The sequence below is a fragment of the Bradyrhizobium sp. WU425 genome, from assembly GCF_021052305.1.
In the GTDB taxonomy this organism is placed as follows: Bacteria; Pseudomonadota; Alphaproteobacteria; order Rhizobiales; family Xanthobacteraceae; genus Bradyrhizobium; species Bradyrhizobium canariense_D.
Map to the genome: position 1 here is coordinate 2,824,524 of NZ_CP088089.1, position 25,585 is coordinate 2,850,108.

General features: G+C 61.2%; 20 protein-coding genes. 16 read left to right on the forward strand and 4 right to left on the reverse strand.

What is annotated here, in order from left to right:
- Positions 1–107: 107 nt before the first annotated feature.
- The 7 genes from BcanWU425_RS13445 (at position 108) to BcanWU425_RS13475 (ending at position 10,589) form a co-directional block, all read left to right on the forward strand.
- The gene (locus BcanWU425_RS13445; protein ID WP_204511848.1) at positions 108–2,846 is read left to right on the forward strand and encodes a M10 family metallopeptidase C-terminal domain-containing protein; all 2,739 of its coding nucleotides are present in this window, start codon (positions 108–110) and stop codon (positions 2,844–2,846) included.
- A 363-nt stretch (positions 2,847–3,209) separates the two neighbouring features.
- Positions 3,210–4,763 (forward strand): lipopolysaccharide biosynthesis protein, encoded by a 1,554-nt coding sequence (locus BcanWU425_RS13450; protein ID WP_210351092.1) that lies wholly within the window; start codon positions 3,210–3,212, stop codon positions 4,761–4,763.
- A gap of 3 nt (positions 4,764–4,766) precedes the next feature.
- On the forward strand, positions 4,767–6,605 hold the full coding sequence (gene asnB, locus BcanWU425_RS13455) for an asparagine synthase (glutamine-hydrolyzing) (protein ID WP_204511846.1): 1,839 nt from the start codon (positions 4,767–4,769) through the stop codon (positions 6,603–6,605).
- Between the two features lie 3 nt (positions 6,606–6,608).
- The gene (locus BcanWU425_RS13460) at positions 6,609–7,697 is read left to right on the forward strand and encodes a glycosyltransferase family protein (protein WP_204511845.1); all 1,089 of its coding nucleotides are present in this window, start codon (positions 6,609–6,611) and stop codon (positions 7,695–7,697) included.
- A 76-nt stretch (positions 7,698–7,773) separates the two neighbouring features.
- On the forward strand, positions 7,774–8,394 hold the full coding sequence (locus BcanWU425_RS13465) for an acyltransferase (protein WP_204511844.1): 621 nt from the start codon (positions 7,774–7,776) through the stop codon (positions 8,392–8,394).
- Between the two features lie 76 nt (positions 8,395–8,470).
- Positions 8,471–9,403: an NAD-dependent epimerase/dehydratase family protein gene (locus BcanWU425_RS13470; protein ID WP_204513973.1), complete on the forward strand. Its 933-nt coding sequence runs from the start codon at positions 8,471–8,473 to the stop codon at positions 9,401–9,403.
- Positions 9,396–10,589, forward strand: coding sequence for a glycosyltransferase family 4 protein (locus tag BcanWU425_RS13475; RefSeq protein WP_204511843.1), 1,194 nt, complete (start codon positions 9,396–9,398; stop codon positions 10,587–10,589). Before BcanWU425_RS13470 ends, BcanWU425_RS13475 begins: the two co-directional genes overlap by 8 nt.
- On the opposite strand, the gene BcanWU425_RS13480 is transcribed toward BcanWU425_RS13475, so the two are convergent.
- The 4 genes from BcanWU425_RS13480 to BcanWU425_RS13495 all read right to left on the reverse strand — a co-directional run bounded on the left by BcanWU425_RS13480 (position 10,586) and on the right by BcanWU425_RS13495 (position 15,220).
- The gene (locus tag BcanWU425_RS13480) at positions 10,586–11,830 is read right to left on the reverse strand and encodes a hypothetical protein (RefSeq protein ID WP_231190544.1); all 1,245 of its coding nucleotides are present in this window, start codon (positions 11,828–11,830) and stop codon (positions 10,586–10,588) included. The genes BcanWU425_RS13475 and BcanWU425_RS13480 overlap by 4 nt on opposite strands.
- Before the next feature lie 109 nt (positions 11,831–11,939).
- Entirely contained in the window at positions 11,940–12,902 is a 963-nt protein-coding gene (locus BcanWU425_RS13485; RefSeq protein ID WP_204511841.1) for a UDP-glucuronic acid decarboxylase family protein, read from the reverse strand.
- A gap of 155 nt (positions 12,903–13,057) precedes the next feature.
- Positions 13,058–13,807: a glycosyltransferase family 2 protein gene (locus tag BcanWU425_RS13490; protein WP_204511840.1), complete on the reverse strand. Its 750-nt coding sequence runs from the start codon at positions 13,805–13,807 to the stop codon at positions 13,058–13,060.
- Positions 13,808–13,819: 12 nt separating this feature from the next.
- Positions 13,820–15,220, reverse strand: coding sequence for a capsular polysaccharide export protein, LipB/KpsS family (locus tag BcanWU425_RS13495; protein WP_204511839.1), 1,401 nt, complete (start codon positions 15,218–15,220; stop codon positions 13,820–13,822).
- A 162-nt stretch (positions 15,221–15,382) separates the two neighbouring features.
- Here BcanWU425_RS13495 and pseG point away from each other — a divergent pair, with 162 nt between their 5' ends.
- The 9 genes from pseG to BcanWU425_RS13540 all read left to right on the forward strand — a co-directional run bounded on the left by pseG (position 15,383) and on the right by BcanWU425_RS13540 (position 25,571).
- Positions 15,383–16,477: a UDP-2,4-diacetamido-2,4,6-trideoxy-beta-L-altropyranose hydrolase gene (gene pseG, locus BcanWU425_RS13500; protein WP_231190545.1), complete on the forward strand. Its 1,095-nt coding sequence runs from the start codon at positions 15,383–15,385 to the stop codon at positions 16,475–16,477.
- 257 nt (positions 16,478–16,734) lie between these two features.
- Positions 16,735–17,286, forward strand: coding sequence for a formyltransferase family protein (locus BcanWU425_RS13505; RefSeq protein WP_231190546.1), 552 nt, complete (start codon positions 16,735–16,737; stop codon positions 17,284–17,286).
- Positions 17,279–18,388 (forward strand): pseudaminic acid synthase, encoded by a 1,110-nt coding sequence (pseI, locus tag BcanWU425_RS13510; RefSeq protein ID WP_204511836.1) that lies wholly within the window; start codon positions 17,279–17,281, stop codon positions 18,386–18,388. Before BcanWU425_RS13505 ends, pseI begins: the two co-directional genes overlap by 8 nt.
- Positions 18,381–19,778 (forward strand): surface carbohydrate biosynthesis protein, encoded by a 1,398-nt coding sequence (locus tag BcanWU425_RS13515; RefSeq protein ID WP_204511835.1) that lies wholly within the window; start codon positions 18,381–18,383, stop codon positions 19,776–19,778. The genes pseI and BcanWU425_RS13515 overlap by 8 nt, the downstream gene beginning before the upstream one ends.
- A 3-nt stretch (positions 19,779–19,781) precedes the next feature.
- Positions 19,782–21,290, forward strand: coding sequence for a lipopolysaccharide biosynthesis protein (locus BcanWU425_RS13520; RefSeq protein WP_204511834.1), 1,509 nt, complete (start codon positions 19,782–19,784; stop codon positions 21,288–21,290).
- 148 nt (positions 21,291–21,438) lie between these two features.
- Positions 21,439–22,323, forward strand: a complete 885-nt coding sequence (locus BcanWU425_RS13525) for a hypothetical protein (RefSeq protein WP_204511833.1) — start codon at positions 21,439–21,441, stop codon at positions 22,321–22,323.
- Positions 22,324–22,369: 46 nt separating this feature from the next.
- Positions 22,370–23,248: a class I SAM-dependent methyltransferase gene (locus tag BcanWU425_RS13530; RefSeq protein WP_204511832.1), complete on the forward strand. Its 879-nt coding sequence runs from the start codon at positions 22,370–22,372 to the stop codon at positions 23,246–23,248.
- A 69-nt stretch (positions 23,249–23,317) separates the two neighbouring features.
- A complete protein-coding gene (locus tag BcanWU425_RS13535; protein WP_204511831.1) occupies positions 23,318–24,757 on the forward strand; it encodes a DUF6418 domain-containing protein in 1,440 nt (479 codons plus the stop codon).
- On the forward strand, positions 24,723–25,571 hold the full coding sequence (locus BcanWU425_RS13540) for a hypothetical protein (RefSeq protein WP_204511830.1): 849 nt from the start codon (positions 24,723–24,725) through the stop codon (positions 25,569–25,571). Before BcanWU425_RS13535 ends, BcanWU425_RS13540 begins: the two co-directional genes overlap by 35 nt.
- The last annotated feature ends 14 nt before the right edge of the window (positions 25,572–25,585 follow it).

Here is a 25,585-nt window from a genome sequence, read left to right on the forward strand (position 1 = left end):
CGGAGTCAGGATCTCCTCGCCAAAATTAAACCAAAGATTTAACTCTCAAGCTAGAATCACCTGTCCGCGCCCCGAATCGAACGGGGTTTGCCGCTTCGGAGATCCCCTTGGCTACAGCAGTCAACGTCAGTGCCACCAACAACGCCGAGATCGACGGCCTGCTGTCAGGATATAAATGGTCCGGCACGATCACCTACAGCTTTCCGGACGCTGCAAGCGACTACCCCAATCCCTATAGCGGCGGCAGCGGTGAGCCGACGACCTCGGGTTTTGCCCCGGCGCCGAGCCAGATGCAGGCCGGGATCAATTACGCGATTGGACTGATCCTCGGCTACACCAACGCCAACATCCAGTACGCCGGAACGAACGGCGCCGACATCATGGTCGCGCAGTCGCCGGCGGCCAATCCGACATCCTACGCCTATTACCCCGGCAACTACGCGCCCGGCGGCGACGTGTGGTTCGGAACCGCCTACAACTATTCGCAGGCGGCGCTCGGCAATTACTATTTTACGACTGCGTTGCACGAGCTCGGACACGCCCTTGGCCTGAAGCACAGTCAGGAAGCCGGCGGCCCCGCCAATGTCGCGGTGCCGAGCGCGCATGACGACAGCGAATACACCGTCATGAGCTATCGCAGCTATGTCGGTGCTTCCACAACGAGCGGCTATACCAACGAAGCCTATGGGTATCCGCAGACCTATATGGCCAACGATATTCTCGCGCTGCAGACGATGTACGGCGCGAACTACACCACCCAGGGCGGGACCACCGTCTATACATGGAGCCCGACCACCGGGCAGGAGTTCATCAACGGCGCTGGCCAGCCGGCCGACAATGGCGGTGCCGGTGGCTCGGCCAATCGCATCTACGAGACGATCTGGGATGGTGGCGGCGTCGATACCTACGACCTGTCAAACTACACGACGAACTTGAGCATCAACCTTAATCCAGGTGCGTCGTCTCTGTTCTCGTCGGTTCAACTCGCCAATCTCGGCAACGGCCATTACGCGGGCAACGTCTACAATGCCTATCTCTACAACAACGACGCGCGTTCCTACATCGACAACGCCATCGGCGGCGCCGGCAACGACACGATCATCGGCAATGCCATCGCCAACGCACTGACGGGCGGTTCCGGCAACGATACGCTGACCGGCGGCGGCGGCAACGACACGATTATCGGCGGCGCGGGCACGGATACGGCGGTGTATTCGGGCACCAAGGCGAATTACGCCGTCTCGTACAATTCGGTAACCCGGACCTTCACGATCGCCGATCAGCGTTCCGGCACCCCGGATGGCACTGACACGGTGACGGGTACAGAATCTTTTCGGTTCGCCGACGGCAGCATTGCTAGCGCCAGCCTGATCAACGCTACGATCGAAGCGGTCGGGTCGACCAGTTTGGTGCAGACGGGAGACAATTTCTACCTGGACAATATCAGTACTGGCAGCGGGCCCGTCCTGAAGATTGCCGGCTCACCCGTCAGCGCCAATGCATATGGTACTTGGGCGCCAATCGCAGCCGAGCAGACCGCCAGCGGATATGATGTGGCCTGGAAGGACTCGCTGACCGGTCACTACACGGCGTGGAGTGTGGATGTCAGCGGCAATTATACTGACAATATCGTTCCCGAGGTGTCGGGGACGAACGCGTCGTTTGAGTCGCTCGAGGCCACCTTCCACCAAGACCTCAATGGGGACGGTACCATCGGTGTTCCCACCACTATCATTGAGGCGCAGGGCTCCACCAAGCTGACGCAGACGGGAGACAATTTCTACCTGGACAATATCAGTACTGGCAGCGGGCCCGTCCTGAAGATTGCCGGCTCACCCGTCAGCGCCAATGCGTATGGTACTTGGGCGCCAATCGCAGCCGAGCAGACCGCCAGCGGATATGATGTGGCCTGGAAGGACTCGCTGACCGGTCACTACACGGCGTGGAGTGTGGATGTCAGCGGCACTTATACTGACAATATCGTTCCCGAGGTGTCGGGGACGAACGCGTCGTTTAAGTCGCTCGAGGCCACCTTCCACCAAGACCTCAATGGGGACGGTACCATCGGTGTTCCCACCACTATCATTGAGGCGCAGGGCTCCACCAGGCTGACGCAGACGGGAGACAATTTCTACCTGGACAATATCAGTACTGGCAGCGGGCCCGTCCTGAAGATTGCCGGCTCACCCGTCAGCGCCAATGCATATGGTACTTGGGCGCCAATCGCAGCCGAGCAGACCGCCAGCGGATATGATGTGGCCTGGAAGGACTCGCTGACCGGTCACTACACGGCGTGGAGTGTGGATGTCAGCGGCAATTATACTGACAATATCGTTCCCGAGGTGTCGGGGACGAACGCGTCGTTTGAGTCGCTCGAGGCCACCTTCCACCAAGACCTCAATGGGGACGGTACCATCGGTGTTCCCACCACTATCATTGAGGCGCAGGGCTCCACCAAGCTGACGCAGACGGGAGACAATTTCTACCTGGACAATATCAGTACTGGCAGCGGGCCCGTCCTGAAGATTGCCGGCTCACCCGTCAGCGCCAATGCGTATGGTACTTGGGCGCCAATCGCAGCCGAGCAGACCGCCAGCGGATATGATGTGGCCTGGAAGGACTCGCTGACCGGTCACTACACGGCGTGGAGTGTGGATGTCAGCGGCACTTATACTGACAATATCGTTCCCGAGGTGTCGGGGACGAACGCGTCGTTTAAGTCGCTCGAGGCCACCTTCCACCAAGACCTCAATGCGGACGGTACCATCGGTGTTCCGCCAGCGGGGGCCACAGCCGACGGGCCATCTGCAGCGGCGTATCTCCTGGCACACTTTTTGATCTACTGAAGAGTGCAATCCGCGCTGATCGATGCGTGCGGGAATGAAGATGCGTAGACTTCTTCGCGTGCCTCGGCGATCTATCGTCATATAACGGTGGGGGACGTAACGCCTGCTGCAGGCCTGCCTGCGGATGGCGGCGGCTCGCCTATGCCGTCTGGCCGGATCCGTCGCCTCCTCCGTACGCGCCCGCTCGCCGCCGGGTGCGAGCGGCTTGAGCAAGCAGTCGAAATGGCCCGGATTAGCCTAGGGACGGCGTCCGCGCCTATCGACATTCCGCCTGCTGCCTGCTAGCCCGATCCGCAACTTGGGAGGACCCTGATCGACGCGCGTTTGCAAGGGTCTGGCGGGAAAGGCCCCGGGGTGCCTGGCATGACGTTGAGAAAAACACCGCCAGATCTGCTGGGGAATTCCGCCTGGAATGCGATGGCCTTCGTGGTAGCCGTGGTGCTGAACCTGGCCATCCTGCCTTTCGTGATCACCCATCTCGGCCTCGCGGCATTCGGTGTCGCGGGTCTTGTCACCGCATGCATTGCGCCGGCACTGGTGTTCAGCAACGCGCTCGGGCTGTCGACGTCGCGCGAGCTTGCACAGCGACTGGAGTCATCCGACCGCGACGACGCGCGACGCCTGTTCGCGACCTCGGCCATGCTCGCCGTCGGCGCGGGCGGGCCGATCGCCATTTTCCTTTTGGTGGCCGGGACTCCGCTCGCGCGTCTCGGATTTCATCTGGCCGGTCCGGCCGCCGAGGATCTTTCGCTGGCGTTTGCGTTGGGCGGTATCGGCTGGTTGTGCCAATGTGTATCGGCGGTTTTCATTTCGTTGTTCACCGCGCGGCAAGACTATCGCCGGATTGCCTCGATCGGCATCGTCAGCACCGTGGTCTCGACACTTTCGATGCTCGTCCTGATCCCCGCCGCGCCATACGCATCGACATTCCTGGGTTGCCAGGCGCTGGGGTTGGCGGTCGGCCTGCTGCTGGCCCTGGCCTGGTGTAGCGGCCAAATGCGTCAGTGGCTGGCACCTCCAGCATTGCATCGCGAGGCGCTTGGCAGGCTGGTTCGGTTCGGCGGATGGCAGGTTGCTGCACAGAGCGGTGCGCTGCTTGCGGGACAGGCCGATCGATATCTGCTTGGCGCGCTACTGCAACCGCAGTTTGTCGGCTTCTACGGCGTTGCGCAGCGCCTGCAGGAGGCGACCTATATCGGTATCCTGAAGGTCGGCGAGATCCTGTTTCCCTTCTTCAGCACGCTGCAGGGGGAGAGCGACGACCGCAAGGTCGATCTGCTGTTCCGATCGTCGTGGATTCTCAACGTCCTGGCCGCAAGCGCGCTCGGCGGATTGATCCCCGTGGCCGGTCCGCTGCTGCATGTTTGGACCGGCGCCGAGGTCGCGGCCGAGGCTGCACAGGTTCTCGTCGTCCTATCGATTGCCGGGATCCTCGGATCGAGCGCGAACGTCTTCGGCTTTTACTTGCTGGCGCACGGGCGGTCGCGCTCCAACGCGCTCATCGCCTTGATCACGGGTGTCGTCATACTCGTAACCAGCGCCATCGCATTGCCACGCTTCGGATGGCAGGCCGCGGGCTGGAGCGCATGCGCCGGAATGATCGCGCAGATGGCGACCATTGTCTTCCTGTTGCGCCGGAGTTTTGACCTCGCCGGCATGTGGTCACGCATCGTGCATTGCGTGCTGATGCCGCTCGGCATCGGCATCGCGACGGCGCTGGCGGTGCGATACGGTCTCGACCGCGCGCCATTCCAGCCCGCGCCGTCCTGGTGGTCGGTGGGCGCTGTTTCATCGGTGACGGCCGCGATCATTTTCGCAATCGCGGTTGCGGCGTCGCAATTGGGTCCGTATCGAAGGGCTTGCTGGCAGGATATTCGTTCGATCGTCGGTCGCTTCTTGCCCCTCAAGGCTGTCTAGGACATGTGCGGAATCGCAGGCATCGTAAATCTGGGTGGCAATGCGGTCGAACCGGCCGACATCTCGCGGCTGACCAGCCTGATCGCGCATCGTGGTCCGTTCGGCGAGGGGACCTGGTTCAGCGCAGACCGAAGCCTCGCCTTCGGCCATCGCCGCCTGGCGATCATCGATCCCGGCGAGGGGGGCTATCAGCCTATGCTGTCTGCGGACGGCCGCCATGTGATCGTGTTCAACGGCGAGATCTACAACTTCCTCGAGCTTCGCCGCGAACTCGAGGCGCAGGGCGCGGTGTTCCGCAGCCAATCCGATACCGAAGTGATCCTGGCCGCCTGGCAGGCCTGGCGGGAAGACATGCTGCTCCGGTTCAACGGCATGTGGGCCTTGGCGATCTTCGACACCAGCACCCGCGAGCTGTTTCTTGCGCGCGACCGCTTCGGTATCAAGCCGCTGCTCTATGCCGCGTCGCCGGAACGATTCATCTTCGCCTCCGAGCAACGGGCGCTGGTGCGGAGCGGACTGATCGATACTTCCGTCGACATGGAGGTTGCACGCCGGCTGCTGCTCGATGCCTTCGGCATCGAAGGAAGCGAGCGAACCTTGTTTCGCCAGGTTCGCCGCCTGCAGGGCGGCCACTGCATGTGGCTTCGCCAGGGCAAGGTCAGTGTCAAGCGGTGGTGGCGGACCGTGGATCATCTGCCGCCGGTGCCGGCTACCGAAGCCGAGCGTGTCGCGCGCTTTCGCGAGCTGTTCCAGGATGCCGTGGCGCTGCGCATGCGCAGCGATGTCCCGATCGGAACATGCCTGTCGGGTGGCTTCGATTCGTCGGCCGTGATTTGCGCCATGGCGACGCACGAGAAGGAAGGCATGGGGTCGCGCGACAGCGCGGCATGGCGTCACGCCTTTGTTGCGACGTTCCCCGGCGCCTTGAACGACGAGAGGCCGATGGCCGAGGAGGCCGCCGTCTGGGCCAACGTTGCGCCAACTTTTCTCGAAATCGGACAGGCCGATGCGCTGACGGACCTCGATCGGATTCTCGACGATCTCGATGACGTCTACATCGCGTTGCCCAGCGCCATATGGCTGCTCTATCGGCGATTGACCCAAAACAACGTGACGGTGTCACTCGACGGCCACGGAGCTGACGAGCTGATGGGCGGCTATTTGCAGGAAGGACAAGCGCGCGCATTTCAAATACGGAACGCGGCAGAGGACCTCGCGTCGCGTTCGAAACTGGCCCGGCGTTGTGTGGATGTCCTGCGTGCGTTGGCCCTCAAGCGGAAGGGCGTGTATTTTCTGCGCGGTGGCCTGCGCAATCTTCCCGCCCCGCTCCCGTTGATAGCGGAGGACGATGTGCTGCCGCGTGAATGGGGTGGCTTGAACAAGCGCCTGTATCGGATGTTTCACAGCACGGTGCTGCCCACCATCCTGCGCAACTTCGATCGCCTTTCGATGGCGCACGGCGTCGAAGTCCGTATGCCCTTCATGGATTGGCGGCTGGTGACCTATACGATGGCGCTTCCCGAAAGCAGCAAATCGGCAGACGGCTATACCAAGGCTGTTGCACGGCGGGCGATGGCCAATTTGATGCCGGAGTCCATTCGCACGGCGCGCCGCAAGGTCGGCTTCAATTCGCCGATGCCGGAATGGTTGAACGGACCGCTGGCCGGCTGGACGGCTGACCTGCTGGACAGGAATGTGCCGGCGTTTGCGGAACTGGTGGATGAAGCGGGTCTGCGCGCGGCGGTCAGCCGTTTGACAGCGTCGAAGTCCTGGGATTGGGAGTCGGTCGGGCGGATCTGGCCGTATCTGAACATGAAATGGATGTTGGCGAGGTACGTATAAGCAATGCGTCTGTTCCAAAATAGCTGTTTCTATCCATCCTACCTGCCGCGGTTGAACCAGCTCGCGGCAAAGGCCGTTAGCTTCGAAGAGCGACGCCGGGTGTTTCTCAACGATCGCTTCGGTGCCATGCATTTTCTGAAACCGGTGCTCGATGGATCGCCGGAGGCCTTCTTCACCAATGGGGATGACGAGGTCCTGCAGCGCCGCTGGGCGCGCGAGCAGGGCATGTCGGGCGAGCCGACGCTCGAGGCAATCCTGCTCGCGCAGATCGAGCATCACGCCACCGAGGTGTTCTACAATCTCGATCCCGTGCGCTACCCGAGCGCATTCGTTGCCAAGCTGCCGGGTTGCGTCAAGAAGACGTTGTGCTGGCGTGGCGCGCCGTCGGGAAATGCTGACTTTACGGCCTACGGTGCCGTGCTTGCAAACTTTCCCTCTATGCTCGACATGTGGCGCCGGAAGGGATGCCGGGCCGAGGTATTTTACCCGGCGCATGATCCGGTGATGGACGAGTACGGTCACGGAGAACGTCCAATCGACGTCCTCTTCGTCGGCGGTTATTCACGACATCATCGGGAGCGTGCAAAGACGCTAGAGCGAGTCGCGGGCCTAGCCGACAGCCATGATGTCGTATTTTGTCTAGACGCATCGCGCCTGACTAAGCTCGCCGAGAGCGCGATCGGACGATTGCTCCCCCTGCGAAATCACCGGCGTCCCGATGCGATCGCAGCTATTGCTCGGCCGCCGGTATTCGGGAGAGCGCTCTACGAACTGATTGGTTCATCCAAGATCGCGCTTAATGGCTCGATTGATATGGCGGGCGAAGATCGCGGCAACATGCGCTGCTTCGAGTCGATGGGGTGCGGTGCATTGCTCGTATCCGACGCCGGAAGATATATTGACGGCATGCAGGCTGGGACCACGATCGAAACGTACGATACCCCAGAGCAGGCTGCTGAAGTGATCTCGCAGAATCTGCAGGATTGGCCGAGATCGGCCGAGATCGCAGCGCTGGGTCGGGCACGCATCCGTGACATTTACCACAAGGATATGCAGTGGGAACTGTTCGGGAACATCGTAGGACGCCTTTGAACACGCGGTCGTTCTGTGGGAGGTGTCAAATGAGAATCCGGGCACGTCGGATTTTGGTACGTGAGAGGATGCGCTGATGTCCAGCCTTTCCACGCTGGTGCGCTGGTGCGCGCGCGCCATCGACGGCCTCAACTTGCACTACATCGCTCAGCGCCTGATCGGGCGGGCGACCTGCCGCTTGCAACCGGGAGCATTCTTGGCCCATTGCGCGCGGATCAGGAATGCGCTCGGCAATAGTGACAATATTGTCATTGGTAGCCATTCGCACGTCAGGGGCGAATTGATGATCCTCGGTCACGGCGGTCGGATCACGATCGGAGAATGGTGCTATGTCGGAGTTGGCACGCGCATTTGGTCGGGCGCCTCGATCGACATCGGTAATCGCGTCCTGATCTCGCATTCCGTCAACATTTTCGATAATCTATCGCATCCGATCCGAGCTGCTGAGCGGCACGAACAGGCGAAGCAGATTTTCTCTACCGGTCACCCAAGGCAGCTTTCTCTCGACGACCGCCCGATCAAGATTTGCGATGATGCGTGGATCGGTGCTTGCGCCATGATTATGCGCGGCGTGACCATTGGTGAGGGTGGGATTGTCGCCGCTGGTGCTGTAGTAACCAAGGATGTTCCGGCATATTCCATCGTAGCAGGCAATCCTGCGACGACCGTCAGGGAATTGTCGCCGGACGAGCGATGAGGGAGCGTATGGCAGTATTGATATTGTGCTTGCGAGCCAAGCGAGCGTCTCGTTGGCAAGAGTCAAGGTAGCATTCATGTCCACGTGGATTACCGGTGCGAACGGATTCATAGGTCGTCATCTCGTTCGCGAGTTGGCGAGCGCCGGGCATGCGGTCCATGGCGTCGGTCACGGTGCGCTCGATCCGGCCCAGGCACACGCCCTCGGTTTGCAGACCTGGATCAATGGCGAAGTTGACGCGGCCAATCTGAATGCGCTCGCCGCCTTGCACGGCCTGCCGTCGCACGTCTTCCATCTGGCGGGCGGGTCGTCGGTCGGGCTGTCGATCGCGCGCCCGTTCGAGGATTTTTCGCGGACCGTGACGAGCACGGCGCGGCTGCTCGAATGGCTTCGAAGTTTTGCGCCCAGCAGCCGGCTGATCGTGGTCTCGAGCGCCGCCGTCTACGGCGCCGATCACACAGGTCCGATTCCCGAGAGCGCGGCGCTTCTGCCAATGTCGCCCTATGGACACCACAAGCTGGTGATGGAACAGTTGTGCCAAAGCTACGTCCAGAGCTTCGGCATTCACTGCATGGTCGTGCGGCTGTTCTCTGTCTACGGTCCCGACCTTCGCAAGCAACTGCTCTGGGATATCTGCTCTCGGCTGGGGAGTGAGGTGGAAACGTTGAACCTCGGAGGGACGGGCGCCGAGATCAGGGATTGGACCGACGTTCGTGACGTCGTTCGCTTGCTGGCGCGCGTCGCGCAAGCGGAGTGGCAGGATGATTTTGGCGCAATCAATGGCGGTTCGGGACGCGGCGTGAGCGTGGCCGATATTGCCGAGGGACTGATCAGGCATTGGGACAGCAAAACGGTCGTGCGCTTTTCCGGCGTCGCGCGGCCAGGGGACCCGACGAGCTTGCTGGCGGACAACGGGCGCGTGCTCGACATGAATTTCGATTGGCGTATCCCGCTGGAGCGCGGTCTGGCCGACTACGTCGAATGGTTCAGGAGCCAAGCTCGTGCTTGAGCGCGCGCCGCTGCGGATTGCATTCACCAACATCCCACGTCGGCTATGGGCGGGTGGCTACAACTATCAACGCAATCTGTTCGAGGTGCTCAACCGGCATTCTCCGGGGACGGTGACACCCGTGCTGTTTGCCGGAACGGCGGACGAAGCCGAGGAGATCGCGGTGCTGGCCGGCATTCCCGGCGTTGAGGTCGTGCGCTCGCCGGTGTTCGATCACCCCGCGGCCGGTCTTGCCCGCGCGACGGACCTCGCCCGCGCGATGGTCCTTGGTTTGGATGCACCTGCCGCCGTCGCGTGCAAGGCCAGCAGGATCGACATGGTGTTCGAATCCGCGCGCTTCTTTGGCTGGCGCCTGCCATTTCCGGCGGTCGCATGGTTTCCGGATTTCCAGCATCGACTACTCCCGCATCTGTTCTCCAGGAGTGCATATTGGCGGCGTGACCTCGGGTTTCGGGTTCAGATCGCATCGGGCCGGCACATCATGCTGAGCAGCGCCACGGCACTCAGCGATTTCAAGAAGTTCTATCCCGGCAATTCGAACGGCGTCTCGGTCGTCCGGTTTGCCACCGAGCCGCCCGCCGGTTTGCTCGCCACGCAGCCGTCCGACGTGATTGCGCATTATGGTCTTCCGTCACGGTATTTTTATCTGCCAAACCAGTTCTGGCGGCACAAAAATCATCAGGTCGTGGTCGATGCGCTTAATCTGCTGAAATGTCGGGGGCTGGACGTCGTCGTCGCGGCATCCGGCAGTACGGACTTCCGTGAATCCGGTCTCTTCGAGAGGACCATGACGGAGGTCCGGTCGCGCGGTCTCGAGATGAACTTCAAGCATCTCGGAATGGTCCCGCTGGATCACGTCTACGCCCTCCTGCGCGCATCGATGGCCCTCATCAATCCTTCGGAGTGCGAGGGGTGGAGCACCACTGTCGAGGAAGCGAAGGCGTTTGGTGTCCCGATGATCCTGTCCGACATCGATGTTCATCGCGAACAGACCGGGGGCGGCGCGCGATATTTCGGCATCCACGACTCCAAGTCGCTGGCGGATCACCTGACGGAGGTCGCACAATCATCCGATCATGCGACCATCCGGAACCTTTTGCCGAATCTCGAGGATCGCGTGAAGGCGTTCGTTGCGGATTTCGTCCGACTGACTGGGGACGTGATGCAAACCGCGGAAATTCGCTAGTCAGGGAGGCCGGGCCGCTCAAAGATGTTTCGTGGCACCACGTACCAGAGCAGGAAGAGTAGCGCGGTGCCGTGGGTCACCATGGTGACCGTGAGCGGGGTATTGAGCAGGACATGCGGTAGGGTGCCGCTGGAGATCAACACTAAACGCTGCGGCAATCCTGCCGAGGCACGGTTGCCCAGGGCCAGAATGAAACCCGACGCAAGCGCCGTCAGCGGTGCAAGATAAGGTCCGACCGAGGCGACACCCTCCGTCGCGAACAGGGACGCGTTGAGCATGCCGAACCCGTATGTATCCTGCATCACGACCGACAGCTGATCCTGGTAAGCGCAAGACATGACCGCATTTAACACTGAGATCTGGCAGAACCAGGTCAGCGGATGACTGGCGAAGAAATGGTTGTAGATGTCGAGCGCGCTGGATGGCGTGGCCATCATCCGGATGTTGACCACATCGAAGTACTTGGCAAGAGGGTCGTGGAGGACGTAGTCCGCCAAGACCAAGGCGGCGACGCCGAGCAGCATCGGAACGAAGAGCGATGTGATGGCCGAGGTTCTTGCGTTCAAAGATCGTGACAGTACGGCAAGCACGATCAGCCAGGCTGACGTGAAGAACGAGAATTTCGTCAGCGTGATCGGATAGAAAGACAGGAGCAGGATCAACACGAGGCCGGCGCGCCAGCGATAGCCGAGCAGCCAGTAGCAGGCGAAGGCGAACGGCAGCAGCGTGCTGGAGACCCAGCCGATGAGATATCGCACCACTCCAGGAAATTGCAGCGCGCCGCGGTAGTCGTAGATCTCTGCGATGGCGACCACACGGAAATTATAAGTCGAGGCGACGGCAATGGTGCCGATGGAGATCGCCAAAATAGCCGTGAGCAGATGCTCGAAGGTGGTATTTGACAGCACGACGAGTTGGCGGAACGGCGCCCGGACGAACAGAATGGGCAGCAGGAAGAGCACCAGCGAGAACGCTGCCGAACATCCCGCGAGCAATCGCTCGTAGCTGTATTCGGAGAAGACGTCGATCCACAGGAAGCCCAGGATCATCGTGTAGCAATAAAAACCGACGAAATAACCGAAGCTGAAGCGGGCGGCGGTGAACAGCAGCGAGACCACGGAAAAGGCGGCCGCAATGCCGACCGCCATCCAGACACGCTCGCCGCTGAAGTGGATATACGACTGCAAGGTTGCGACCTTGATCAGCGACAGGCAGGTGACGGCACTGTGCAGCAGCAGCATGATCGCTACTGCAGTCCTGGAATCCATCCGCGATCGCACATTCTGGATGTCGCACAATGCGCTCATGGAGGACAGGCTCGCTTGCGGCCGACGTAAGTTGCGGGCTGGATCAAGCTAGCTCGAGCGTACGCTTGAAATAGGCGATCGTCTCTTTGAGCCCGTCCTCGAGCGCGACCTTCGGCTCCCAGTCCAGTGCCGCCTTTGCCTTGGTGAGGTCGGGCTGGCGCTGGCGCGGATCGTCCTGGGGCAGCGGCTGGAAGATCAGTTGCGAGCGCGAGCCGGTGAGCTTGATCACCTTCTCGGCGAGCTCGCGGATGGTGAATTCCGAATTGTTGCCGATGTTGATCGGTCCGGTGATGTTCTTGCCGGTCGCCATCAGCCGCATGATGGCTTCGACGAGATCGTCGACATAGCAGAACGAGCGGGTCTGCCCGCCGTCGCCGAACACTGTGATTGGCTCGCCCTTGAGCGCCTGGACGATGAAGGACGACACCACGCGCCCGTCATTGGGCTGCATGCGCGGGCCGTAGGTGTTGAAAATGCGCGCGACCTTGATCGGCAGGCCGTGTTGGCGCCAATAGTCGAAGAACAGGGTTTCGGCGCAGCGCTTGCCTTCGTCGTAGCAGGAGCGGATGCCGATCGGGTTGACATTGCCCCAATAGTCCTCGGTCTGGGGATGGATCAGCGGGTCGCCATAGACCTCGCTGGTCGAGGCCTGGAAGATGCGAGCCTTCAGCCGCTTGGCAAGACCCAGCATGTTGATGGCGCCGTGCACCGAGGTCTTGGTGGTCTGCACGGGGTCGCGCTGGTAGTGGATCGGCGAGGCCGGGCAGGCCAGGTTGAAGATCGCATCGACCTCGATGTAGAGCGGGAAGGTGACGTCGTGCCGGACCGCCTCGAACAGGGGATTTGCGATCAGATGGGAGATATTGCGCCGGCTGCCGGTGAAGTAATTGTCCACGGACACCACCTCGGCCCCCGCATCGAGCAGTCGCTCGCAAAGGTGCGATCCGATGAAGCCGGCGCCCCCCGTCACGAGGATGCGGCTGGTCTTGTAGCTTTCAAACGACATTATCGGTTCCAGATTACCCGGCGGCGGAGCGGCCCAACGAGTGGTATCGACAACAGCTTGGCTCGCCAATAGCCAAATGCCGCCTGAGATTACGGTATTATAGTACCCTCGTTTGACTATGTCTGGCATGGTCGTCGATCATTTTGTGGGGCGCGTTAGAATTCCCGCCGCTTCAGCCAGGCGCGGGCGCCCCAATGGCCGAAGCACCAAGCCGATTTGAGCAGAGGCAGCTGCTCGACGTTGCGGTAGATGTTCCAGACCCATTTGGCGGACCGCCCCGGGCGGCTGGAGACGGACGAACCCCTGACGCGGTATCTCGCGAGGTCCTCGTTGAGGCCGTGCGCGATGCGGCCGGGCCTGAGGATGGAGAGCCACAGGCAGAAATCGTCATAGCCCTCGTTGGTTATGGCGACGGGCCCGGATATCTCGCGGTCGACCAGCGCCGTTAGCGTTGCGATCGAGGTGTTCTTCAGGAGTTGAGCGTAGCTCAGCTGTGCCGGCACCTCGATCAATCGGCCGGAGATGGTGTTGGCCTCGTCGATGCGGCGGAACGCGGTGTAGCTCAGCGCGGCGCGCTTCTCGCGGGCAAAGGCGAGCTGACGCTCGAGCTTGGGGGGCAACCAGAGATCGTCGCTGTCGAGGAAGGCGAGATAGCGGCCCTGCGCCTGGTCGATCGAGGCCTGGCGCGCCAGCGCCGGGCCGCCGTTCTTAGGCATCCGGATCAGCTTGACCCGGGGGTCGCGCGCGCCGATCTCCGCAATGATCGCAGGCGTGCGATCGGTTGAGCAATCGTCGGCGATCAGGAGCTCCCAGTCGCCAAAGGTCTGGGCCTGCACCGAATCGATGCTTTCCTCGATGAAGCGCTCGACATTCCAGGACGGGGTGATGATGGAGACGAGGGGCATCGCGTGTTCCGTTCAATCCGTATCGGCGGTCTCGACGACCGCCGTACGCAACGAGGCTGCGAAGGTATCGAGCAGCTTGGGGTCGCTGATATAGAGCTCGCCCGGAAACGACCGTCGCCAGGCGGCCTCGAAATAGGGCGCGCTGTTGGCCGGATCGAACGGGCCGGCTTGCAGCGCCTCGCGCAGGCGCGCCGGCACGTCGCGCAGGCGGTCGGCCGCGGTGATCAGAGGGCAGGAGCTGTAGAAGGCATCGCCCATCACCACGACCGGCTTGCCGAGCAGCAAGGCCTCCGCGCCGGACTTGCTGTTGACGGAGATGATCGCGTCGGCGCGGTTCAGCACGGTGTAATTGTTGGTCTGCGGCGGCAGCAGCACAAAATTATCGAAGCGGCGCGACAGCTCAAACAAGCGGTCGGCCGCGATCGCGCCGATCTGGGCGGGATGTTCCTTGACCACGAGCACATGCGAATCCGGAATCGTGCGCAGCAGGAAGTCGACGGTCGCGACCTGATCGAGATAGTCCGGCGAGCGCAGCGTCAGCGCCATGTCGGCCGGCACGTGGAAGGGGTAGTAGACGAAGCGCGTGTCCGGAATCGGTCGATAGAGTCTTTTCAGCCGTGTCGCATTGACGGCCATTGCGGCGTGCACGCGGGCGTGGCGCAGATTGTGCCCGAACTCCTGGTGCTTGCCGAGCGCGAACTGATCCCAGAGCTTTTCGACAAGGCGTCGCGAGTTGCGCACGTTGATCACCTTCTTGAAGGCGGCCGAATAGTGATGCTGGTCCTTCTTGGGGATGACGATGGCCTGCTGCTTGAGGGTGTCGTCGAGATAGGCGCGCACCTCGGGCGAGACCGCGTCGGCGGGCGTGGCCATCACCTGCGGCGCGGCAAGACTGTCCGGCGTGAAATACATCCGTCCGCGGAAGAACGACGGCTCGATGAACCAGTTGCGGATGCCGCGGCGTTTGGCGGCGTAGAAGCTCGCGATCACGGAGAGAAAGCCGCCGAGCTCCTGCACCACCACCGCGCGCTTGCCTTCCGCTTCGAGCCGGTCGAGCAACGCCTCCATGGCGTTGGCATAGATCGTGAAACGTCGGCGCAGCGCGGTCGTGTCGCGGATGCCGAAAGTGAAGCGCTCGTGGCTGAACAGGAAATTGCTGCCGTCGAGCCCGTAACTTGCGATGCGCGCGTCGAAAGCCTGCGCGTCGCCGGGCGAGGCGCCGGTCTTGAGGCCGTCGCGGTACATGTTCGTGACCGGCACGCCTGCGGCCGCCGATATCTCGGCGCTGCGATCGTCGAAGGCGAGCAGCTCGACCTCCCAACCTGTCGCGCGCAAGCGTTGCGCCACCGGAACCCAGAACCGGGTCTGGTACTCCGCGAGCGTCGTGATCAGGATGGTTTTTGTAAAACTCATGCTTCTGGCTGGGTTGCTTGGTTGCGAAGTCCGCATATAGAAGCCTGCGCGATAGCTCAAGGGCGGATTGGAGTGAGTTCCCGTGCTGAATTGTGGCAGCTGGCGGCCAGGTCAGGTACCTTGGCGACGGAAACGGAGAGGTCAACCAGGTTCATGAAGTGCATGCAGCAAACCGTTGTTCGCGTCGATGCATCGGTCCAGATGGGCATGGGCCACCTGACACGATGCCTCACGCTGGCGAACGCGCTTGCCGAAGGCGGAATAAGATCATGCTTTCTCCTGCGCGGCCACGCCGCGGGACTTGCCTCACTTGTTGAAGGCAACCGACACGCGGTACGGCTGCTGCCTGATCCGCGGGCAGCGATCAGCGCGGAAATGACCGGCGCCGGCAGCGGCTATGCCCATTGGCTGCCGACGACATGGCAAAGGGACGCAGAGCAGACGTGCCAGGCTATGGATGAGATCGGCTCGGCCGATTGGCTCATTGTCGATCACTACGCCCTCGACGCCCGCTGGGAGAACGCATGCCGCCGCGACGGTTTGAGAATTCTTGCAATTGACGATCTGGCCGATCGCTCGCACGACTGCGACATTCTGCTCGATCAGAACCTTGTCTTGCAGATGGACACGCGCTATCGCGACAGGGTGTCGGAGGCCTGCGTGCAGCTGTTTGGACCGCGATACGCGTTGCTGCGACCTGAATTCGCCGAGCAGCGTCGCTTGTCGACCGGCCGCAGCGGCGAGATCGGACGCATTCTGGTGTGCTACGGCGGCTCTGACCCGACCAATGAGACGGCCAAGGCGGTGCAGGCGATCGCGAGCCTTGCGAGTCCACGGATGGCTGTGGACGTCGTCATCGGTCATAGCAATCCGCATGCAGAGTCGATCATGCGAATTTGCAGCGCGTTGCCGCACGCTGAGGTGCACCGGGGTGCAAACAACCTTGCCGAGCTGATGCGGCGGGCAGATCTTTCGATCGGGGCGGGCGGTGTGATGAGCTGGGAACGCTGCTGCCTGGGCCTGCCCTCCGTGGTGGTCGATATTGCCGCAAATCAGGTTGGTGCGCTGACGGCGCTGGCCGAGGCGGGTGCCGCGCTCTATCTGGGGTCGGCCGCCTCTGTCACCGCAGAAACGCTTGCCGACGCCATTCGCTCGCTGCGGGCCGATTCGGCCCGCGCAAGGGCGCTTGCAGAGGCTGCCTTTGCGCTTGCGGATGGTGAGGGGCGGAACCGGGTTGCCGCCCGCATGAGCGAATAACCCCTTGATTCTGAGCCGAAAATCCTTCCCAACGGCTTGCCGTTCGGGAAAAGCCGACGTTCCCGGCGGAAGTGACAGCTATTTGGCGCTCGGCGGGGCTTTCGTGCTAAACGCTGGGCGAAACTTGGTAAACTCGTGGTTCGGCCCGTCGATTCAACATGAAGATTTCGATCCTTTGCTCCAGCGAGTTGCACCCGATCTATCCCCATCTACGGCATTGGGCGATGCTCACGGGCGCAGCACACGACGTCGAGCTCGTGCAGAAGAAGGCCGATCTCTCGGGCGGGGACATCCTGTTTCTGATCTCGTGTCATGAGATCATCTCGGCACAGGATCGCGCGAAATACGGGACGAGTCTCGTGATCCATGCGAGCGATCTTCCGCAGGGGCGCGGCTGGTCGCCCCACATCTGGCAGATCCTCGACGGGAAGAGTGATATCGTTGTTTCTCTTTTGGAGGCCGAGGACCAGGTCGATACAGGGGCCCTATGGGCGCAGCGCCACATGATCCTCGAAGGCCATGAATTATATGATGAGATCAATGCGAAGCTGTTTGCGATCGAACTCGATCTCATGAGCGACGCCTTGGCGAGCATCGGCCAAAAGGCGCCGGCGCCTCAGGATGATCGGGCGCCGACCTACTACCCTCGGCGTTCACCGGAGGACTCGAGGCTGGATCCCGGTCGGCCGCTCGCCGAGCAATTCGATCTTCTCCGGGTAGCCGATCCCGAGCGCTTTCCCGCGTTCTTCGAGCTTCGCGGTCATCGCTATCTGGTGCGCATCGAAAAGGCTGGAGCAAACGATGACTGACACGATCACCATCTCTGGGCGTTCGATTGGCAAGTCTCATGAGCCGTTCATCATTGCGGAGATGTCGGGCAACCACAATCAGTCGCTTGATCGGGCGTTGGCTATCGTCGATGCGGCAGCCAAGGCAGGCGCTCACGCTCTCAAGCTGCAGACATATACGGCCGACACGATGACGCTCGAACTCGCGCGCGACGAGTTCTTCATCGATGATCCAAGCAGCCTGTGGAAAGGCCGTTCGCTGCACGAGCTCTACCAACAGGCCTATACGCCCTGGGACTGGCACGGACCGCTCTTCGAGCGCGCGCGCTCGCTCGGCATGATTCCGTTTTCGACGCCGTTCGATGCCACCGCCGTCGAGTTTCTCGAAGGCCTCGGCGTAGACTGTTACAAGATCGCGTCGTTCGAGAACACGGATTTGCCGCTCATTCGCAGGGTTGCGGCGACAGGCAAGCCCATGATCATCTCGACGGGTATGGCCACGGTGGCTGATCTCGACGAGACGGTGCGGGCGGCGAGAGCGGGGGGCTGCAAGCAGCTCGTCTTGTTGAAATGCACGAGCACCTATCCGGCCACCCCCTCCGATACCAATTTGCTGACGATCCCTCACATGCGGTCGCTCTTCGGTTGCGAAGTCGGGCTTTCTGACCACACGTTCGGGATCGGCGCATCGGTGGCAAGCGTTGCACTCGGAGCCACCGTGATCGAGAAGCACTTTACGCTTGCTCGTGCCGATGGCGGCGTCGATTCAACATTCTCGATGGAGCCCGAAGAGATGGCGGCCCTTGTGGTCGAGACCAAGCGTGCCTGGCTTGCCCTTGGTCAGGTGTATTATGGTCTGACCGAGAAAGAGAGCAAATCGCTCGTGTTCCGTCGCTCGCTCTATGTGGCGGAGGATCTCGCCCCCGGTGACGTGTTGACAGAAAAGAACCTCCGGATTGTCCGGCCTGGCCTCGGCCTGCCGCCGAAATATTTCGAGATATTGCTCGGCAAACGCGTCGGGCGGCCGATACGCCGCGGCACGCCCATGAGTTGGGATCTTCTCTCGTCCGAGGACGATGCCGTTCCAGCATCGCAAGGGATGTCGAGGAGCGCTCGTGGCTGACAAGCCGCATGTCTGTCTGGTCGTCGACAACCCGCTTCGGGACCTCGAGGGGATGGTGCTGCTCGCGCGTCAGCTGTCGACGCGCGGCGCGCGTGCCACGCTCGTGCCCATGTACGAGCAGGGATTCGACGTTCCGGCCTTGCGGCCCGATCTTGTGCTGGTGAACTACACCCGTCCCAACAACGCCGACCTGATCAAGTCCTACAAACGCGCCGGAATCCTCGTCGGCGTCCTTGATACGGAAGGGATCGGCGGCAAGAACGCGGACCAGTTTGCGAGCATGGTGAAGAGCGCGGGGTGCCCCGATCTTGTTGATCTCTACTGTGTCTGGGGACAGTCACAGTACGCAGCGTTCCTCCGGGAGGGCACGGTCGCGCAGGATATCCTGCACGCCACCGGTTGTCCGCGCTACGATTTCTGCGCGCCGCCCTGGCGCGCCGCGTTGCCGAAGCCGTCCGTCGGCTCGGGCTACGTTCTCATCAACACGAATTTCCCGACTGTGAACCCGCGCTTCTCCAGCAGTTCGTCTCACGAGGAGGAGTCGATGGTCAAGGCAGGCTTTTCGCGCGAATTCGCCCGTCAGTTCATCGCCGATGGCGCCCACGCTTACCGGAACACGTTGGAAATGGCTATTAAGCTCGCAAAGCACTTTTCCGACGTGGAGTTCGTGCTGCGGCCGCATCCTTTCGAGAACATCAACTCGTACGATGCGTTCGCCGCCTTGCCGAATGCAAAGGTGATCCAGAGCGGAACGTCGCTCGAATGGATCAGTGGCGCGCGTCTGCTCGTCCATCAGAACTGTTCTACCGCGATCGAGGCCACCATGCTGAACGTGGAGCCGCTGAGCATGGAATGGTTCAACACACCGGCCCTGCGCCTCGATGCGGCGACACGGGTCAGTCGCGGAGCAGCCGAACAGGCCGACATGCTCGAACTGGTTCGGCAGGGGCTGGAAGGTCGCATGCCGCCGCTACCCCCGGAGACGGGAGCATTTCGCCGTGAAATCATCAACGACCTCTATACCGCGGTGGACGGCGCGAGTTCTGCCCGCGTCTCCGATGCGGTCCTCGCCACCATCGCCGCCGCCGGGCGCGGCGAATTGGGGGCGCAGGCGTTGCCGTCGCCGTCCGTGCGCGGGTTAATGGCCAGTGCAGTTCGTCGAACGCTCGGGCACAGGGCAAGTTCGGTCCTGCGCCGGAGCTACAGCTCGACGGAAAGCGAGCGCCGTCGGGCCGGAAAGGTGTTCGATGTCGGGACAGTTAACGCGATATTGCAGCGTCTCGATGCAGCCTCAGTGGATCGCCAGCGGTTTGTCGCGCGACCGGCCACAAACGTCCGGACGCGACGCATGGTCAGCGGCGCGAGCCTGCAGCTTGCGGAAGCGAATTAACTCGTGCTGCGCCGCTTTCTGCATAACACTGCAATCTCGGCCGTCGCTTACGGCATTGCCGGCGTGCTGGGTCTGTTCGCGGTCGGGCTGATTGCGAAATCTTACGGCCTGGTCGTTCTCGGCTTGATCGTCCTGGTACGCGGCTTTCTTCCGAGCGGCTTTCTCACTCTGATCGATTTCGGCGTCTCCGAGATTACGACGCAGGCGGCTGCTCGTGGGCGGCTCGGCGATTGGTCCGCGGCCAGCGAGAGGATTTCGCTTCTGGCTCTGATCGCAGCCTTCGTCGGAGTCATCTCGGGCATCACGCTGTGGTTGGCGGCAACCGGGCTTGCGCTCGTCTTCAAGGTCGCGCCGGAACAGGTGGAGGCATTCGTATCGATCCTCCAGATCACTGCGCTCGTCCTTCCCATCGCCTTTATGGGGCTGGTGGCCGAAGGCGTACTCAAGGGCTTCGAGGAGTATGGCTGGCTCCGCCTGGCGGAAGTCGGGGGCAGTATCTTCTATGTCGCCTCTATCTATCTCGCCGTCTGGCGAAACGCTTCGTTTGAATGGATCGCCTACGCATATCTCGCAACCATAGCTGCGAAATATCTCATGCTGGCGCTGGTGGTCTATCTTGCGGTGCACCGCACGCCGTTGCGATTTTGCCCCTGGACGAGCTCAAGCCGGCAAGACATCGCAAGCCGCTGCTGGTTGATGTTCAACAACAGAATAGCAGGCTCCCTGCAGCAAAGCGTCGTTCCGCTGATCATTGGCGCACTTTATGGTCCCGCCGAGGTCGGCGTCTACGATCTGCTTACGCGCCTGCCACGTTTTCTAAAGACGACGATGAGTCCTCTCTACTCGGCGATCCTTCCGATCTCCACCCATCTCGATGAGAGCAGCGATGTCCGGCGAATCCAGCTGCTCGGGCGCAACGGCCTGGTGCTGCCCGCTGCGGTCATTATCCCCATTCTCGTCGTCGTAGCACTTTTCTCCGAAGAGATATTGAAGGTATGGGTCGGCCCGCAGCATGCGGATCAATGGCCGTGGCTTGCCTTGTCGCTGTTCATCCCTGCGGTAAGCGTCATGCTTGGTGCGGGCCAAACGGCGTTGATGGTGCGGTCGGATTTCCTTCGTATCAATACCCGGTTCCTCTATTTGCAGGTTCTGACGCAGTACGTCGTCACCGCCCTCACGCTGATCTGGTTGGGCGAACGCGCCTTCATCCTTGGCTGGGTGGTGTCCTACGTCCTGTTTGCGCCGCTCATCGCCCACCGCATGCTGTCTTTCATGAGCCTGCCGATTTCGTTGTTCTGGCAGCAGCTCGGCAGGCAGCTCGTCGTGGCGGCGATCCTTGCGGCAATGGCAGTCGGCTATAAGATGTACGCGACACCGACGACCTTGGCGGCCCTGTTCATCGTCGGGTCAGTCTGGTGCATCGCGGCGTGGCTATTGAGTGTTAGTCTCATACTCACACGAAGCGACCGTGCAATGGTTGGCAAGTTTGCCCGTGCGATGGCGCAGCGGTGAAGCATCCGGTGCCCCTTGGCCTCGTCAAGTTCCGGGCGGACACTCTGCGGTTGCTCGCGATTGGCGGATTTGCTAAGGCCAAATCGGCTGACTGAGCCCCATTGGGACCAGCGCGAATCTTATTTCCGGCAAGATCGAGGACGGCATAATGGGATTGATGTCCAGGGCGCTTTGGCACGTGAACCGATCGCCACTCCGTTGGGCGGTGAAGTCGGGCGTCAGCGCTTGGCACTTGGGCGAGAAGCAGAAGCGGCGACGCCAGGCCGAACTGCTGACTGTGTCCGCCCTCGAGAAAGCCAAGGCCGACGACTTGAACCGGAATGGTTATGCAGTCGTCACCGAGTTGATGGACCCTTCGATCCAGCAGACGTTCGCGGATGCCGGGGTGATGAGGTTGAGAGATATTGAGGGGCTCGAGGCGAAGCAGAGTTCGAATTGGAAGAAGTTCTGGGTGCGCCTGCTTGATGCGGAGATGCAGAACGGCCAGCTCAGTGCAGACAACATCTTCGTTCGGTACGCGATGCAGAGTTCGGTCGCCAACGTCATCTCGACCGCAATAGGTGAACTTCCCTGGCTCGACTACGTGCTGTTATCCTATTCCCGCCACACCGGCGAGAATCTGGCGTCATCTCAGCTCTGGCATCGCGATCATGACGACGTCCGGGTGATCAAGCTCTTCAGCTATCTGACCGACGTCGAGGACGACGCCGACGGTCCGTTCACGTTCCTGCCGAAGCAGTCGACGGACAAGTTCGGCTATCCCCTCCTAGGGAGCCATTTTTCTGACGAGCAGGTATTCAATAAAGTCCCGCGCGGCGACATCAAGGTGATGAAGGCGCCCCGGCTGACGTCCTTCATGGTGGACACGACCAGATGTCTGCACATGGGTAGCCGAATGGGCCCAGGGCATGGACGGCTTCTGTACACGGCGACATTCTTCTCCTTCCCGCGGATGTTCCCCGGCGCCAAGAACCGGCCGTTCTTCGCCACCCCGAACACCACCGACTTCCAGAAGCTCCTCCTGGGTCTGTGATGGAGAGGTTTCCTGATATCGTAATGGGCCTCCGAAAGAGCGTTCGGTGACATTCAGGCCTGCCATGAAGCTTGCTTCGCGACTGGAGCTGTCGAGGGCTTATGCCATCGACATTGCGCGCAGTCTTCGCCGGATCGCGTTTAAGAACATCCGCCGAACCCATGACATCGTCGACGCAGAGTATAACGCCGGGGAATGGGGCCGGATTCTCTCGGAGCGCGCGTGGCTTCGCGAAGGTTCGCTCGAGGATTTTCTGGTCGGGCATAACGACGCGCCACGTCTCGCCAAGGTCGACGGCCAGATCGTTCGAATTTCCACCAGCGACTACTATCGATACCGGCTGGGAGCGCTTTCGCAATTGATGTCGCGGCACGCCGGCGAAGCGACTTCGCTCCTCGAGCTTGGCGCAGGCTTCGGATACAATCTGTTCTCGCTTGGCCTCGACTCGCGCTGGAGCAGGCTGCGCGGTCTGGATATCGCTCCGAACGGCATCGAAGCCGGACGGCAGATTGCAGGCCATTTTCAGCTCGATAACCGGATCAGCTTCGGCCGCATCGACCTGACCGACCCTGCCGATGCCGCTTTCTCGGAGCTCGCGGGCGCGACGATCCTGACCTATTTCTGCATCGAACAGATACCGCACGCGGTCGAGGCCGTCGTGGATCATATCTTGAAGGCGCGCCCTGCGCGCGTCATCAACATTGAACCTGCGATCGACATATTGCGGCTTTCCGATCCCCGCGACATTGCGAGCCGAATCTACATCCGGTCCATGGATTACCAGACCCGGTTGTGGACGCTGCTCGACGAATTGGAGCGCAAGGGCCGCATTCGCGTGATCACAAGGGAGCGCATGAATTTCGCGCCCACGCTGCATAATGATGGATTACTCTATGCTTGGGAGCCGCTGAGAGATGCGTGCTAGCCCGGGGCAAGCTGGGGCTTGGGGGCGGCCGGCCTTGACGGGGGAAAGATGCAAGTCTCGTGGTTGAGCTTGGAAGGCCTGTTTCCGGCGATGCTCTGCATCATGGCTGCCGGTGTCATGCTTGTCGCCATGGGACGGATCGCGATAACCCGGCCCGGCCTTTTGCTGATCGTGTTCTTTTTCCTTTTCGCCTTCGCCTGGCGGCTTGTCTCGGTTCTCTATATTGACGTGTTCGGACCGATTTTCTCCGAGCAACTGGAAAGGGAGATCGGGCCCGGTCTCGCTGTCCTGCCGCTTGCAGCGTCCCAGGGGCTCGTAATCGCGGCGCTGCTCTTCTCTTTTCGTCCGCGACGCATGCGCGCTCTGTCGTCCGAATCCGTCGTCCGGCTCTCTGGCTTGCTCAAGGCGGGGCGATGGGATCTGTCTGACTTGGCGTTTTGCGTCGTTGGACTGTTTGTACTTGCGCTCTGGTTGGAATTGCTCGCGAGGGGGCCGATTCCTCTGTTCATCGGACTCGAGCGGTTCGACTATTCGCGATTGTATGGCGGACCTTTGCATCGACGTCTGCTGGAGTGGGGCCCGATGCTCGTGTTTCAGCTCGGCGTTCTCTTGGCGCTGCCCGCGTTGCACGGCAGGCCGCTAGATCGTCGGTTTGGAATGCTGCACGGTGCCCTGATGCTGTACTTGTTTGCGGTCGGGCATCGCTTTTCGTCGTTCTATCTCTATCTCTCTTTTTTCATGATCCCATTGGGAGCCGTCCTGATGGGGCGTCAGTCGACCGAACAACCCTCCTTCCTAAAGATGTTGCGGAGTTTCTGGCTGCCGGGCCTCGGGTTTCTTGCGTTGGTCGGAACTGCGCTGGTCTATTCCTACACCGTCGTTCGAGGCGCCGAAGTCGCTGAGATTCAGAGCAAGCTGGTGCAACGCATCCTCGTGCAGCAGGGCGAAATGTGGTGGGTGACATATACGCGCGTCTTTGTGCATTTCGACTGGAACTCCGGCCTAGCCGTTTTCAAACTGTTCGTTGCCCCGTTTGATCCGAACCGTAACTCGACCATGCAATTCCTAATGGAAATGGGGCTTCCGCTCGAGCGCGCCCAATTCATCCTCCAGCAAGGCTCGGCCTACACCGGCGGTTGGCCCGAAGTGCTCTTCGAATTGGGAGGGCCGGTCGAAGGTTTTTGTCTCGTCGCCATTTCCGCCATATTGTTTTCTGAGTTCATGTTCTTGCTGACGCGCTGCATTGTCGAGGAGCGCTATGTCACGTGCTTTTTCCTTACACCGATATTGTATGCGGTTTCGATCTTTCTTGTGTCGGGAATGGTCAATTCCTTTATCCAGTTCACTTTCATGGTGAAGTTGGCCTCTGCCGTTTTCGCATACGTTCTGGAAGACAGATGGCGACGGAGTTCGATCACGGCACGGTCGTCGGATTTCGACGACCGTGCCGCATGTAACGAGTTGGGACGGCAGCATGAGTGGGTTGGAGATGCGGATATCGGTCGTTGAGTATGTTGGCGAGCTCTCCACGTTTTTCGGTCGTTCCGTCCGGAAGCGGCTGATCGCGATTCTGTCGGGCACGTTGGTTGCGATGCTGATCGCATTCCTCGTTAGTCGAATGTTGCCCACGACCTACACCGCGACAGCCGATGTTCGCCTGGCTCGTGTTGACGGCGCGGACCTGATGACGCCGCAGGCTACGGCCACTCACATGAATTTGCGGGCGTTCCTGATCCGAGCTCTGGATGCCCCAGGCCTGGCGGAGGGCCGCGCCGACCGCGGCCGGGGCCTCATCCCGGACAGTTTCTACGCACGGCTGGGGACATCCAGTTCATTGACACTCATCGCGACGGCGGCGAGCGAGCAGCAGGCCCGCAATGCGCTGGAAGCTGCGGTACGCCAGCTGAACCAGGATCAGGAAAAGCTGCGCGATCCTCTGCTCTCGGAACTCAACGGCCAGCTTACTTTGGCAAACACAAACATCGCGAGTCTGATGCGGATTCGGGAATCACTGGCGACGACAGATTCAATCACGCCCTCCGCATCCGGCGACTCCGTGGCGCTGGCGTTTCGGCGAGTATGGCTGCTTGATTTGATGGCGAAAAACGAAGAAAAGCTGGCCGCCGCGACCGTAGAGCAGCGCGCGCTGACAGCGAGGATCGGGCTTACAAAGACCTATCCGGCGTCTTTGAGCGACGATGTGGTGATCGTCCAGGTGTCACCGCAGCCGCTCCGACATGCGATCTTTGCCGGCGCAATTGCATTGCTGGCTATGGTGCTGTACGCCATGATCCGCATGCCGGGCCCGGCCCGCGCGGATTAGGGGCGCAGTGCAAT

What these genes read in the sequence shown, in the direction of transcription:
- BcanWU425_RS13525 (WP_204511833.1), top strand. Translation starts at nt 21,439, where the DNA reads ATGGGATTGATGTCCAGGGCGCTTTGGCACGTGAACCGATCGCCACTC.
- BcanWU425_RS13495 (WP_204511839.1), bottom strand. Translation starts at nt 15,220, where the DNA reads ATGAGTTTTACAAAAACCATCCTGATCACGACGCTCGCGGAGTACCAG.
- BcanWU425_RS13540 (WP_204511830.1), top strand. Translation starts at nt 24,723, where the DNA reads ATGAGTGGGTTGGAGATGCGGATATCGGTCGTTGAGTATGTTGGCGAG.
- BcanWU425_RS13470 (WP_204513973.1), top strand. Translation starts at nt 8,471, where the DNA reads ATGTCCACGTGGATTACCGGTGCGAACGGATTCATAGGTCGTCATCTC.
- BcanWU425_RS13465 (WP_204511844.1), top strand. Translation starts at nt 7,774, where the DNA reads ATGTCCAGCCTTTCCACGCTGGTGCGCTGGTGCGCGCGCGCCATCGAC.
- BcanWU425_RS13480 (WP_231190544.1), bottom strand. Translation starts at nt 11,830, where the DNA reads ATGCTGCTGCTGCACAGTGCCGTCACCTGCCTGTCGCTGATCAAGGTC.
- BcanWU425_RS13490 (WP_204511840.1), bottom strand. Translation starts at nt 13,807, where the DNA reads ATGCCCCTCGTCTCCATCATCACCCCGTCCTGGAATGTCGAGCGCTTC.
- BcanWU425_RS13460 (WP_204511845.1), top strand. Translation starts at nt 6,609, where the DNA reads ATGCGTCTGTTCCAAAATAGCTGTTTCTATCCATCCTACCTGCCGCGG.
- pseI (WP_204511836.1), top strand. Translation starts at nt 17,279, where the DNA reads ATGACTGACACGATCACCATCTCTGGGCGTTCGATTGGCAAGTCTCAT.
- asnB (WP_204511846.1), top strand. Translation starts at nt 4,767, where the DNA reads ATGTGCGGAATCGCAGGCATCGTAAATCTGGGTGGCAATGCGGTCGAA.
- BcanWU425_RS13450 (WP_210351092.1), top strand. Translation starts at nt 3,210, where the DNA reads ATGACGTTGAGAAAAACACCGCCAGATCTGCTGGGGAATTCCGCCTGG.
- pseG (WP_231190545.1), top strand. Translation starts at nt 15,383, where the DNA reads ATGCAGCAAACCGTTGTTCGCGTCGATGCATCGGTCCAGATGGGCATG.
- BcanWU425_RS13485 (WP_204511841.1), bottom strand. Translation starts at nt 12,902, where the DNA reads ATGTCGTTTGAAAGCTACAAGACCAGCCGCATCCTCGTGACGGGGGGC.